Origin of the sequence: Pseudomonas delhiensis (assembly GCF_900187975.1) — a bacterium.
Classification (GTDB): domain Bacteria; phylum Pseudomonadota; class Gammaproteobacteria; order Pseudomonadales; family Pseudomonadaceae; genus Pseudomonas; species Pseudomonas delhiensis.
The window spans coordinates 142464-155117 of sequence record NZ_FZPC01000012.1 but is presented as its reverse complement, the minus strand read 5'-3'; the positions used below and the strand labels follow the sequence as shown (position 1 = coordinate 155117).

13 protein-coding genes are annotated in these 12654 nt (G+C 70.3%); 9 read left to right on the top strand and 4 right to left on the bottom strand.

Going from position 1 to position 12654, the window contains the following annotated elements; translation table 11 throughout:
* Positions 1–25: 25 nt before the first annotated feature.
* The 4 genes from tcyN to CHC02_RS13000 form a co-directional block, all read right to left on the bottom strand.
* On the bottom strand, positions 26–790 hold the full coding sequence (tcyN, locus tag CHC02_RS13015; protein WP_089391869.1) for an L-cystine ABC transporter ATP-binding protein TcyN: 765 nt from the start codon (positions 788–790) through the stop codon (positions 26–28).
* Positions 787–1458 carry a cystine ABC transporter permease gene (gene tcyL, locus CHC02_RS13010; protein WP_176450325.1) on the bottom strand — a complete coding sequence of 224 codons (672 nt, stop codon included), beginning with the start codon at positions 1456–1458 and terminating at the stop codon, positions 787–789. Before tcyL ends, tcyN begins: the two co-directional genes overlap by 4 nt.
* Complete coding sequence (gene tcyJ / locus CHC02_RS13005) at positions 1458–2261, bottom strand: cystine ABC transporter substrate-binding protein (protein ID WP_089391867.1); 804 nt, start codon at positions 2259–2261, stop codon at positions 1458–1460. The genes tcyL and tcyJ overlap by 1 nt, the downstream gene beginning before the upstream one ends.
* A gap of 112 nt (positions 2262–2373) precedes the next feature.
* Entirely contained in the window at positions 2374–3372 is a 999-nt protein-coding gene (locus tag CHC02_RS13000) for a D-cysteine desulfhydrase (protein WP_089391866.1), read from the bottom strand.
* A 189-nt stretch (positions 3373–3561) separates the two neighbouring features.
* Here CHC02_RS13000 and hflK (CHC02_RS12995) point away from each other — a divergent pair, with 189 nt between their 5' ends.
* The 9 genes from hflK (CHC02_RS12995) (at position 3562) to CHC02_RS12955 (ending at position 12641) form a co-directional block, all read left to right on the top strand.
* Positions 3562–5535 (top strand): protease modulator HflK, encoded by a 1974-nt coding sequence (hflK, locus tag CHC02_RS12995; protein ID WP_089391865.1) that lies wholly within the window; start codon positions 3562–3564, stop codon positions 5533–5535.
* The gene (hflC, locus tag CHC02_RS12990; RefSeq protein WP_089391864.1) at positions 5532–6545 is read left to right on the top strand and encodes a protease modulator HflC; all 1014 of its coding nucleotides are present in this window, start codon (positions 5532–5534) and stop codon (positions 6543–6545) included. Before hflK (CHC02_RS12995) ends, hflC begins: the two co-directional genes overlap by 4 nt.
* The gene (gene hflK, locus CHC02_RS12985; protein WP_089391863.1) at positions 6538–7563 is read left to right on the top strand and encodes a protease modulator HflK; all 1026 of its coding nucleotides are present in this window, start codon (positions 6538–6540) and stop codon (positions 7561–7563) included. Before hflC ends, hflK (CHC02_RS12985) begins: the two co-directional genes overlap by 8 nt.
* 99 nt (positions 7564–7662) lie before the next feature.
* Entirely contained in the window at positions 7663–8151 is a 489-nt protein-coding gene (locus tag CHC02_RS12980) for a hypothetical protein (protein ID WP_244160862.1), read from the top strand.
* Between the two features lie 12 nt (positions 8152–8163).
* A complete protein-coding gene (locus tag CHC02_RS12975) occupies positions 8164–10131 on the top strand; it encodes a cation-translocating P-type ATPase (RefSeq protein WP_089391862.1) in 1968 nt (655 codons plus the stop codon).
* A gap of 69 nt (positions 10132–10200) precedes the next feature.
* Positions 10201–10404: a hypothetical protein gene (locus CHC02_RS12970; RefSeq protein ID WP_089391861.1), complete on the top strand. Its 204-nt coding sequence runs from the start codon at positions 10201–10203 to the stop codon at positions 10402–10404.
* Between the two features lie 93 nt (positions 10405–10497).
* Positions 10498–10755 (top strand): hypothetical protein, encoded by a 258-nt coding sequence (locus CHC02_RS12965; protein ID WP_009618451.1) that lies wholly within the window; start codon positions 10498–10500, stop codon positions 10753–10755.
* Between the two features lie 2 nt (positions 10756–10757).
* Positions 10758–11525 (top strand): precorrin-6A synthase (deacetylating), encoded by a 768-nt coding sequence (gene cobF, locus CHC02_RS12960; protein ID WP_089391904.1) that lies wholly within the window; start codon positions 10758–10760, stop codon positions 11523–11525.
* A gap of 90 nt (positions 11526–11615) precedes the next feature.
* A complete protein-coding gene (locus tag CHC02_RS12955) occupies positions 11616–12641 on the top strand; it encodes a Fic family protein (protein WP_089391860.1) in 1026 nt (341 codons plus the stop codon).
* Positions 12642–12654: the final 13 nt, after the last annotated feature.

Below are 12654 nucleotides of genomic sequence, written 5' to 3'. Positions count from 1 at the left end.
GAGCGTTGATATCGAATAATTTGATCTATTCGGGGCGGCTCTGCTCGGGGTTGAGGAACTTGCTGAGGAATTGCCGGGTGCGTTCCTCGCGGGGCTGGGCGAACAGCGCCTTGGCGTCGCCCTGTTCGACGATCACCCCCTTGTCGATGAAGATCGCCCGGTTGGCGACGTCGCGGGCGAAGCTCATCTCGTGGGTGACGATGACCATGGTGCGCTTTTCCTGGGCCAGGCCGCGAATGGTCGCCAGCACTTCGCCCACCAGTTCCGGGTCCAGCGCCGAGGTGGGTTCGTCGAAGAGGATCACGTCCGGCTGCATGGCCAGGGCCCGGGCGATGGCCACGCGTTGCTGCTGGCCACCGGAGAGACGCTTGGGATAGGCATCCTCCTTGCCGGCCAGGCCGACCTTGGCCAGCAACTGGCGGGCGCGCTGCACGGCGCTCTCGCGGGGCTCCTTCTTGACGATCACCGGGCCTTCGATGACGTTCTCCAGCGCGGTGCGGTGGGGGAACAGGTTGAAGTTCTGGAACACGAAGCCGACGTGCTGACGCAGCTTGCGGATCAGCCCCTGCTGCGGCTTGAGCGGGCGCGAGGCGTCGATCTCGATGTCGCCGACACGGATGGTCCCGCCGTTGGGGATCTCCAGCAGGTTCAGGCAGCGCAGCAGGGTGGTCTTGCCCGAGCCGCTGGGGCCGATGATCGCCACCACCTCGCCGGCCGCGACCGAGAGGTCGATGCCCTTGAGCACCTCCTGGCCGCGGAACCGCTTGGTGAGCTTGCGTACCTCGATCATGCCTCGTGCTCCTGGTCATGGCGGTTGACCCGCGCTTCCAGGCGGTTCTGCAGGTGCGCCAGGACGCTGGCGAGCACCCAGTAGATGAGCGCCGCGGTGAGGTACATGGTGAACACCTCGAAGGTCCGCGCGGTGATCAGCTGCGCCTGGCGGAACAGCTCCGGCACCTGGATGGTGGCGGCCAGGGCGGTGTCCTTGACCAGCGAGATGAAGCTGTTGCCCAGCGGCGGCAGGGCGGTGCGCGCGGCCTGCGGCAGCACCACCCGGCGCAGCGTCTGGGCGCGGGTCATGCCGATGCTGGAGGCCGCCTCCCACTGGCCGCGGTCGATGGAGCCGATGGCCGCGCGGAGGATCTCGCAGACGTAGGCGGCCATGTTCAGCGAGAAGCCGATCAGCGCCGCCGGCAGCGGGTCCAGCTCCAGGCCCAGCTGCGGCAGGCCGTAGTAGATCATGAACAGCTGCACCAGCAGCGGCGTGCCGCGGAAGAAGGACACGTAGATGCGCGCGAGCCAGCTGAACACGGCATGGCCGTAAAGGCGCGCCAGGGCGAGGACGAACCCCAGCAGCAGCCCGAAGAACATGCCGCCGACGCTCAGGACTACCGTGAAGACCGCGCCCTTGAGCAGGAAGGGCGCGGAATCCAGCGCGAGCTGCAGGCTTTCGTCGATCATTGGGTCACGTCAGCCTGGAACCACTTCTCCGAGAGTTGCTTCAGCGAACCGTCGGCCTTGAACTTCTCGATGGCCCTGTTCAGCGCGCCGAGCAGCTCGGGGTTGCCCTTGCGCAGGGCGATGCCGGCTTCCTGGCGGGCGAAGGGGGCGCCGGTCAGGGCCATGGCGCCCTTGGTCTTGTTGACCATGTCGAAGGCCGCCAGGCGGTCCACCAGGATCACGTCGATGCGCCCGCTGCGCAGGTCCTGGAACTTGGTCGGGTCGTCCTCGTAGGTGCGCACGTCGGCCTGCGGCACGTTCTGCTTCAGCCACTGCTCGTAGTTGGTGCCCAGGCCCACGCCGACCTTCACCCCGGCGAGCTTCTCGGGCTTGTCGTACTTGCTTTCGTCGCCCTTGCGCACCAGGGCCTGGATGCCCGAGACGGTGTAGGGCTCGGAGAAGTCGTACTTCTTCTTGCGCTCCTCGGAGATGGTCACCTGGTTGATCACCACGTCCAGGCGCTTGGATTCGAGGGCGGCGAGGATGCCATCCCACTTGGTCGGCTGGAGCTTGGCCTTCACCCCCAGCTCCTTGGCCAGCAGCTCGGCGAAGTCCACCTCGAAGCCGGACAGCTTGCCGCTCTCGTCGACGAAGCTGAAGGGCGGGTAGGTGCCTTCCAGGCCGACCTTGATCGCGCCGTTGGCCTGGATCTGTTTGAGCAGGTCCTCCTCGGCCGAGGCCTGCTGGCCGAGGAAGCTGGCGCCGAGGGCCAGGGTCAGGCCGGCGAAGATGAAACCGCGTCGCAGGATGGAGAAGTTCATGGTTGCCCTCGTTCTTGGTGTTTCAAGCAGGTTAGTAGGCCGTGGGACCATAGGGGGTCAATGGTTATGCAATAAAATAATAAAATTTCTTACTTATATGACTCGTGTGAATTCACAGGAACGCCGGGTAGGCGAACAGCGCCGGGGCGCCGCCGGTGTGCAGGAACAGCAGCGGGCCGTCGGCGAAGCGGCCCTTGGCCACGCCGTCGAGCAGGCCGGCCATGGCCTTGCCGGTGTAGACGGGGTCGAGCAGCAGGCCCTCGGTCGCGGCGAGCAGGCGCAGCGCGTCCAGGGTGCCGGCGTTGGGCTCGCCATAGCGCGGGCCGAAGTAGGCGTCCCACAGGTGCACGGCGCAATGCGCCGCCAGCGGCCGGCCGAGCAGGTCCGCGGTGCGTTGCGCCAGGCCTTCCACCTTGGGCCGCTGGGCGGCGTCGGGGCGCGAGACGGTGACGCCGATCACCGGGGTTTCCGGCAGTGCCTCGGCCAGCGCCAGGGCCATCCCGGCGTGGGTGCCGGCGCTGCCGGAGGCGAGCACCACGGCGGCGAAGTGGCGGCCGCTGGCGCGCACCTGCCCGGCCAGTTCCAGGCCGGCGCGCACGTAGCCCAGGGCGCCGAGGGCATTGGAACCGCCGATGGGCACCAGGTAGGGCTTGCGCCCCTGGGCGCGCAGGCGCTCGCAGGCCTGCTCCAGCAGGGCGTCGGCGTCGTCGAGGTTGGCGACCGCTTCCACCTGGGCGCCGAACAGGTCGAGCAGCAGGCGGTTGCCGTTGCCCAGGTAATTGGCGTCGGCGGTGCCGATGGGGTTTTCCAGCAGGGCCAGGCAGCCCAGGCCCAGGCGCGCGGTCAGCGCCGCGGTCTGGCGCACGTGGTTGGACTGGATGGCGCCGGCGGTGACCAGCACGTCGGCGCCGGCGGCCAGCGCATCGGCGGCTAGGAACTCCAGCTTGCGCACCTTGTTGCCGCCCATGGCCAGCGGGGTGAGATCGTCGCGCTTGACGAAGATCTCCCGCCCCAGCCGCGCCGACAGCCGTTCCAGCTTGTCCAGCGGGGTAGGGGCGCCGACCAGGTCGAGGCGGGGGAAGCGGGCGAGGGATTCGCGCAGGGAGCTCATCGGGGACCTCGGCGGTACTTGAACGGTTCGCCAAGATAGAACGCTGCGGGGCCGCGCGGCAAATCGCGGGCGCGGCTTTTCTTTGCGCCGAGTCTCGACGAGAATTTCACCCCGACTGTTATAAGGTTACATTTTGTTTCCCTGCGCGCCGATGTACCGGCAGGCCCCCTGGCCGCCTCTGGAGTTGTGATGCGAGTCGACCTGGACACCGCGGGTGAGGACCTGCAGGCGCTGCCGCGCTTCCAGCAGGCCGCGGTGCATGCCCGGCGCCTGTTCGCCCTGGCCCTGGGCAGCGCCGTGCTGGCCGGGCTGCTGTTCCTCCTGGCGATCCTCATCGGCCTGTTCGCTGCCCGTTCGCCCTGGCTGCCATTGCTGTGCAACAACGCCGCGGCCTTGCTGCTGCTGGCCGCGGCGGCGCAGTCGGCCTGGCGCGTGGACGCCTGGCGGGCGCGGGCGCTGGGGCAGGAGCCGGGGCTGCGCTGGTTCGGCGGGCGCGAGGCGGCGCAGGAGGCGCTGCCGCCCGAGGCGCTGAGCGCCTATGACCGCTTCCTCGACAGCATCGGCCGTGGCATCCGCGGGCTGTTGCTGCGCGTCGGCCCCGGCGCGCTCTGGCTGGCGGGGCTCGCCGTCGCCGCGCTGCTGGTGGTCCGCGCCGGCTGGAACCTGGCGCTGCCGGGCGCCGACCTCGGCCAGGCGGCCTATGTCGGCGCCGGCCTGCTGTTGCTGGGCGCCTTCGGCCTGCTGGTGCTGGAGCGCCACCTTGCCGCCAGCACCGCGGCCCAGTGGCCGGAGGCCGCCGCCCTGGCGCCGCTGCTGCGGCTGGTCATCGCCGTGCAACTGCTGTCGCTGCCCGGCCTGCTGTTCGCCAGCGCCGACAACCTCTGGCCGGTGCGCCTGCTGGTATTGCTCGGCCTGCTGCCCGCCGCGGTGGCCGTGGAGCTGCTGGCGCGCGCGGTGTTTTCCGCCTTCCTGCCGCAGCGCGGGCGCGAGGAGCCGCGCCTGGTCGCCCGTAGCCTGGTGGCCGGGCAACTGCACTGGCCGCCGCGGCCGCTGCAGTTCCTGCAGGACGAATTGCAGCAGCGCTTCGGCATCGACCTGCGCCAGGTCTGGGCGTTCGCCTTCATGCGCCGCGCCTTCCTGCCGGTGGCCGCGCTGGTGGCGCTGGTGGGCTGGCTGCTCAGCGGCATCCACGAGGTGCCCCTGGACGGCCGCGGCGTCTACGAGCGCTTCGGCAAGCCCGAGGCGGTGCTGCAGCCGGGCCTGCATGCCGGGCTGCCCTGGCCGTTCGGGCGGGTGATCGCGGTGGAGAACGGCGTCATCCACGAACTGGCCACTTCCGGCGATTCCGCCACCGCCGACCCGCCGGGCCCGGCCGAGGGCCCCGCGCCGGACAGCGCCAACCGCCTGTGGGACGCTTCCCACCGCAGCGAGAAATCCCAGGTGATCGCCAGCGCCGCCGACGGCAAGCAGAGCTTCCAGGTGGTCAACATGGACGTGCGCTTCGTCTACCGCATCGGCCTGAGCGATGCCGCGGCCCTGGCCGCCACCTACAACAGCGCCGACGTGCCGGCGCTGATCCGCAGCACGGCCAGCCGCGTGCTGGTCCACGACTTCGCCTCGCGCACCCTGGACAGCGTCCTCGGCGGCCAGCGCGAGGCCCTGGCGCAGGACATCGGCAAGGCCGTGCAGGCCGACCTCGACGACCTGCACAGCGGCGTGGAAATCCTCGCCACCGTGGTCGAGGCCATCCACCCGCCGGCCGGTGCGGCGAATGCCTACCACGGCGTGCAGGCGGCCCAGATCACCGCCCAGGCATTGATCTCCCGCGAGCGCGGCAAGGCCGCCGAACAGGGCAACGAGGCCCGCCTGGCCGCCAGCCAGGCGGTGGACAAGGCCAACGCCGACGCCCGCGAGACGCTGGCCGCGGCCCGGGCCGCCGACCTGCGCTTCGGCGCCGAGCGCAAGGCCTGGCAGGACGCCGGCCAGTCGTTCCTGCTGGAACGGTATTTCGCCCGCCTGGGCCAGGGCCTGGGCAGTGCCAGCGCCCTGGTCATCGACCACCGACTGGGCGCCGGCGATGCGCCGACCCTCGACCTGCGCGGCTTCCTCGCCGCGCCCTTCGACCCGGCGCGCAAGCCGGCCAAACAGGAGCTCGCCCCTTGAGTTCGTCGCACAGCCACGACCACGCGCACCACGACCACGGCCACCACCATCACGACCATGAGCACGCTGGCGGCGGGCCCATGCCCTGGCGGCGCATGGCCCTGGCCGCGCTGCTGGTGCTGTTCGCCGCCGCCAGCGCCTGCCTGGTGCAGGTGCGCTCCGGCGAGGCGACCGTGGTCACCCGCTTCGGCAACCCGGTGCGGGTGCTGCTGCAGCCGGGCCTGGCCTGGCGCCTGCCGGTGCCCTTCGAGGCGGCCATCCCGGTGGACCTGCGCCTGCGCACCACCTCCAGCGGCCTGCAGGACGTCGGCACCCGCGACGGCCTGCGCATCATCGTCCAGGCCTACGTGGCCTGGCAGGTGCAGCCCGATGCGGACGACGTGCAGCGCTTCATGCGCGCGGTGCAGAACCAGCCGGACGAGGCGGCGCGGCAGATCCGCACCTTCGTCGGCTCGGCCCTGGAAACCACCGCCAGCGGCTTCGACCTGGCCGACCTGGTGAACACCGACGGCGGCAAGGTGCGCATCGCCGACTTCGAGCAGCGCCTGCGCGGGCAGATCGACAAGACCCTGCGCGATACCTACGGCGTGCGCGTGCTGCAGGTGGGCATCGAGCGCCTGACGCTGCCCTCGGTGACCCTCGGCGCCACCGTCGACCGCATGCGCGCCGAACGCGAGACCATCGCCACCGAGCGCACCGCCGAGGGCAAGCGCAAGGCCGCCGAGATCCGCTCCGCCGCCGAGCGCGACGCGCGCATCCTGCAGGCCGACGCCACGGTCAAGGCCGCCGACATCGAGGCGCAGTCCCGCGTCGAGGCGGCGCAGATCTACGCCAAGGCCTACGCCGGCTCGCCCGAGCTGTACAACCTGCTGCGCTCGCTGGACACCCTGGGCACCATCGTCAACTCCGGCACCCGCCTGGTCCTGCGTACCGACGCCGCGCCTTTCCGCGTGCTGGTCGACGGCCCGCCGCAACTGCCGGCGCCGAAGCCGGGTGCGCAGCATGACTGAGCGCGGGGAGGGCGGCAGCCCCTGGCTGCAGGCCGGGCGCCTGGCGTTCGTCGCGCTCTATGGCGTGACGCTGCTGGCGGCGCTCGGCTGGGCGCTGTCCAACGTCCGCGAGGTCGGCCCGGACAGCCGCGCCGTGGTGCTGCGCATGGGCGCCCTGCAGCGCATCGCCAACCCCGGCCTGCTGCTGGCCTGGCCGCGGCCCTTCGAGCAGGTGGTGCTGCTGCCGGCCGCCGAGCGGGTCATCGAGCGCCGGGTGGAAACCCTGCTGCGCTCTGCCCAGGCGCAGAAGGCCGACCTCGACGTCAGCCTGGTCAACGACGCCACGGCCGGCTCCGGCTACCTGCTGACCGGCGACGCCGGCGTCGTGCAGCTGGACGTGCGGGTGTTCTACAAGGTGGTCGACCCCTACGCCTACGTGCTCCAGGGCGAGCACGTGCTGCCGGCGCTGGACCGCCTGGTGGCGCGCAACGCTGTGGCCGTGTGCGCGGCCCGCGACCTGGACACCATCCTGGTCGCCCGCCCCGAACTGGTCGGCAGCGACAGCGCCGTGGCCGAGCGCCGCGAGCGCCTGCGCGGCGACCTGCAGCAGGGCGTCAACCAGAGCCTGGCGGCACTGGCCGCCGCCGGCAGCGGGCTGGGCATCGAGATCGAGCGGGTGGACGTGCAGTCCTCGCTGCCGCGCGAGGCGGTGAGCGCCTTCAACGCCGTGCTCACCGCCAGCCAACTGGCCGAGCAGAATGTCGCCAGCGCGCAGAACGACGCCGCGCGGCAGACCCAGGTCGCCACCCAGGCCGCCGACCGCACCCTGCAGGTGGCCCGCGCCCAGGCCGGCGAGCGCCTGGCCAAGGCCCATGCCGACACCGCCACCATCGCCAGCCTGGCCGCCAGCCAGGACCCGGGCCTGCTGCTGCGGCTGTACCGCGAGCGGGTGCCGGGCATACTCGCCAAGGCCGGTTCGGTGACCACGGTCGATCCGCGCGACGCCGGCCGCCTGATCCTCCAGGGGCCGCAGCCGTGAAGCAATGGGCGGACAGATGTCACACGGACGCGCTAGGCTCGCCGAGGGCCACGGGCCCGACACCCACATTCCGAGAAAACACCTAGGGCGGGACACTCCATGAACGCTGTCGCTTACCGGCACTCCTCCATTCCGTCGCGGGGCAACCGCTGGCGCCCCCTGGGCGCGCTGCTGCTGGCCCTGGGCATGCTGCTCGGCGCCGGCAGCGCCGAGGCCGGCCGCGAGCTGCCCTCGGGCATGCTGGTGGGCGTGGTGGACAGCGCCAGCTTCCCGGTCATCACCCTCAAGCGGCCCAAGCCCAACCTGCTCAAGCAGGTGGTCAGCCTGGGGCTGTACGAAAAGACCGTGAGCTACCCGGTGGCCGTCTCGGTGCGTATCCGCACCGAGAACAACCTGTTCATCGTCAACGGCCTGATGCCGCAGCTGAAGGACAAGTTCGTCGCGCTGAAGACCGGCCAGAGCGGCCAGATCAACCAGATCTGGGTGCTGACCGAAGCCGAGGCCGAGGAATACGTGAAGCGCCCGGACACGCGCTTCCCACCCCGGGCGACCATCCTCAAGGATGACGACACCGCGTCGACCCAATGACCTGAGCCATCGATGAGCGCACACCACCACGGCCATCACCATGGCCACAGCCACGGCCACCTCACCGGGGCCATGCTCAGCCGCGACGAGCAGCGCGCCGCCGCCCGCCAGCTGAGCCTGGCCATGCTCGCCCTCGGCCTGCTGCTGCTCGGCCTGCTCTGGCGCTGGCTGGCGCCGCAGCAGGAGGGCGTGGCGCAGCTGCTGCTGGGCGTCGCCTCGCTGCTGGTGGCGGTGCCGGTGTTGCGCTCGGCCGCCGCCAGCCTGCGCCACCCCAGCCTGCACGGCATCACCGACCAGTTGATCGCCCTGGCCATGCTCGGCGCCTGGGCCACCGGCGACCTGCTGACCGCCGCGCTGCTGCCGATCATCATGATCTTCGGCCACGTGCTGGAAGAGCGCAGCGTGATCGGTTCCCAGGAAGCCATCGAGGCCCTTGGCCGCCTGACCCGCAGCCAGGCCCGGCGGATCCGCGCCGACGGCGCCGTGGAGGAAGTGGACAACGCCCAGCTGCGCGCCGGCGACCAGGTGGAAGTGCGCGCCGGCGACCGCGTGCCGGCCGACGGCCGGGTGCTGGACGGCCAGGCCAGCCTGGACACCGCGCCCATCACCGGCGAGTCGGTGCCGCTGGAGGCCGGCGCGGGAATGGAGGTCTACGGCGGCGCCATCAACCTCGACGGCCTGCTGCGCATCGAGGTGACGCGTACCGGCGAGGAATCCACCCTGGGCAAGGTGATCGCCCTGATGCAGCGCGCCGAACGCGCCAAGCCGCCGATCACCCGCCTGCTGGAGCGCTACGCCGGGCGCTACATGGTGCTGGTGCTGCTGATCGCCGCGGTCACCTGGTTCGTCACCAACGACCCCCAGGCCATGCTCGCCGTGCTGGTGGCCGCCTGCCCCTGCGCCCTGGTGCTGTCGGCGCCGGCCACGGCCATCGCCGGCATCGCCGTGGCGGCGCGCCACGGCATCCTGATCCGCAGCTCGGCCTTCCTCGAGGAACTGGCCGACCTGACCTCGCTGGTGGTCGACAAGACCGGCACCCTGACCCACGGCAGCCTGCGCCTGCAGGCCCTGCGCGGCGAGCCGGGGGAAGACTCGGCGGCCTTGCGCCAGCTGGCCGCCAGCCTCGGCGCGGCCAGCAGCCACCCGGTCAGCCGCGCCCTGGCCGCGCTGGTGCCCCACGACGCCTACCACCCGCTGGAGGATATCCGCGAACGCCAGGGCCTGGGCGTGCTCGCCCACACCCCGCAGGGCGAGGCGGCCCTGGGCCGGCCCGAACTCTTCGCCCAGCTGGGCATCGCCACGGCGCCGGTGCCCGAGCACGACGGCCCCATCGCCGGCCTGGCCCTGGGCGGGCGTTTCCGCGCCTGGCTGCTGCTGGCCGACAGCCTGCGTCCGGAAGCGCCCCGGGCCATGGCCGAGCTGCGCGAACTGGGCCTGGGCCGCCAGCTGCTGCTCACCGGCGACCGCCGCAGCGTCGCCGAGGGCGTGGCGCGCGAGGTAGGCATCGCCGAGGTCAGCGCCCAGGCGCTGCCGGAAGACAAGCTGCGCCGCGTCGGCGAGGAAATCGACAAGGGTTTCCGCCCGCTGGTGGTGGGCGACGGCATCAACGACTCGCTGGCGCTCAAGGCCGGCGTGGTCGGCGTGGCCATGGGCGCCGGCGGCGCCGACATCGCCCTGGCCTCGGCCGACGTGGTGCTGATCGGCAGCGACCTGCGCCGCCTGGGCACCTGCGTGCGGCTGAGCCGCCAGTGCCGGCGCACCCTGCAGGTCAACGTGGCGATCGGCCTGGGCTGGACCCTGGCGATAGTCGCGGCCGCCGCCTTCGGCCTGCTCGGCGCCGCCGGGGCGATGATCGCCGCCGTGCTGCACAACCTCAGCACCCTGCTGGTGCTGGGCAACGCCGGGCGCCTGCTGCGCTTCGACGAAAGCCTCGGCCAGGCGCGCCCGGCGGGGCCCGCGGGGCAACCGGTCGGCGCCTGAGCAGCAGCGGGCGTGGCGCCTATCGGGTATGATGGGCGCCGTTTCCGTATCCCTCATCCGGTCCACACCATGACTTCCTCGCAACAGCCGCCGCGCGACGTCAGCGCGGACACCCCGGCCCAGGCCCCGCTGTCCCTGGCCGAACTGACCCGTGCCGCCCTTGCCGCGCAGAAGGACGCCGCCGCCGGCTACCAGCCGCGCAAGGCCCACGACAAGGACGTGCGCCGGCCGCCGGCGCCCCGCGGCTCGCGCCGCTCCATGGGCAAGCGCTGAGGGAGCAAATGGCCGCCGGGCTTGTCGAAGCAGGCCTGACATCCTCAGAATGACCGGCGTCGCACCTTTGCCGGTCGCAGACAAGGAGAGGCAATGAAAGCGATTCCCCTGTTGCTCGGCGCCAGCCTGCTGGTGCTGGGCGGCTGCAAGACCTTCGGCGGCCACTACGAGATCGACGCCGTCGACGCCAACGGGCAGAAGCTCAACAAGAAGTCCTTCCTGGCCCAGGGCAGCGGCATCTACACGGTGCGCAACGCGCTCTGCTCCAGCTATCCCAAGGCCACGGTGATCATCCGTGACATCGACGCCGACCAGGAACTGGAAGGCGAAAGCCCCTACCACTGCAAATGACCATGAAACGACTGCTGCTGATCGGCGTGGGCGCCGGCGACCCCGAGCAACTGACCATCCAGGCGGTCAAGGCGCTGAACCGCGCCGACGTCTTCTTCCTGCTCGACAAGGGCGCCAGCAAGACCAAGCTGCTCGACCTGCGCCGCGACATCTGCGAGCGCTACGTCGAGCGCACCGATTACCGCGTGGTGGAAGCCGCGTTGCCGGAGCGCGAGCGCGGCGTGGCCGACTACGCCGGCAGCGTGGTGGACCTCAATGCGGCCAAGCAGGCGTTGTTCGAGCAACTGATCGACGAGCACGTGGCCGACGGCGGGTGCGGCGCCTTCCTGGTCTGGGGCGACCCGGCGCTGTACGACAGCAGCATCCGCATCCTCGACGCCATCCTCGCCAGCGGCCGGCTGCGCTTCGACTACGAAGTCATCCCCGGCATCACCAGCGTGCAGGCCCTGGCCGCGCGCCACCGCATTCCGCTCAACCACATCGGCGGCGCGGTGCAGATCACCACCGGCCGCCGCCTGGCCCGCGAGGGCATGCCCGCCGGCGTGGACGACGTGGTGGTGATGCTCGACGCCCAGGACAGCTACACCGGCCTGCGCGGCCAGGACCTGGAGATCTTCTGGGGCGCCTACGTCGGCACCCCGGACGAGCTGCTGGTCGCCGGGCGCCTGGACGAAGTCGCCGAGCGCATCCGCGAGACCCGCCTGGAGGCCCGCGAGGCCAATGGCTGGATCATGGATACCTATCTGTTGCGGCGGGTGGAGAATCAATAACGTGCGCTCGGTGTTTGCCACGGGTGGCAGTGCCACCAATGTACGCACTATCGCTTCGGATGCCTGCGCAGACTCGGACCAGATATCGCCATGAAGGCCTATGAACCACCGCTTGCCCTTTCCGCTTCACTGCTGCGATTGGTCGGTGAAATCTGCGAGCGGGTCGGCCGACTTTCGGTGGGTGGCGACTCGGCATTGACGCCTCAACTACGGCGCGGCAACCGTATCCGTACCATCCAGGCCTCTCTGGCCATCGAAAACAACACCCTCAGCGTCGAGCAGGTCACTGCCGTGCTGGAGGGGAAGCGGGTGCTGGGATTGCCCCGTGAAATCCAGGAAGTGCGCAATGCCTTTCGCGCCTATGAATACCTGCCTTCCTGGCACCCGACCTCTCAACCCGATCTATTGGCAGCCCACGCCAGCCTGATGGAAGGGCTCATCGACGACGCGGGGCATTTTCGACAGGGCGGTGTTGGCATCTACCGGGGTGACCAACTGCTACACATGGCGCCGCCGGCCAACCGTGTCCCGACGCTGGTGGGGCAGTTGCTGGAGTGGCTGGGCCATACGGACTGGCACCCGCTACTGGCGAGTTGTGTTTTTCATTACGAGTTCGAATTCATTCACCCGTTCGCCAATGGCAACGGGCGCATGGGGCGACTCTGGCAGACCTTGATACTCAGTCGCTGGAATCCGCTGTTGGCTTATTTGCCGGTGGAGACGGTCATCCATGCTCAGCAGGAGGCCTACTACGCGGCCTTGGCCGAGGCCGACCATGTTGCACAGGCGACGCCCTTCGTTGACTACATGTTGCGGGCATTACTGGCAGCCATGGACGAAGTCGCGCAGACCGAACAAGTAAGCGATCAAGTTACCGATCAAGTAAACGAGAGCCTGCAACAGCTGTTGCAGGCTTTCAACAAGGGAGAAGCCCTCAAGTCCTCGGAAATCATGCGCAGGTTGGGGTTGTCGCACCGGCCAACCTTCCGGAAGAACTACCTGGGGCCGGCGATGGCGTCCGGATTGCTGGAAATGACCCAACCGGATTCGCCGCGCAGTCCCCTGCAGTGTTATCGCTTGACCGATCCGGGTTGGCGCAGGCGGGTTTCCGACTAGCCGTGGCGATGGG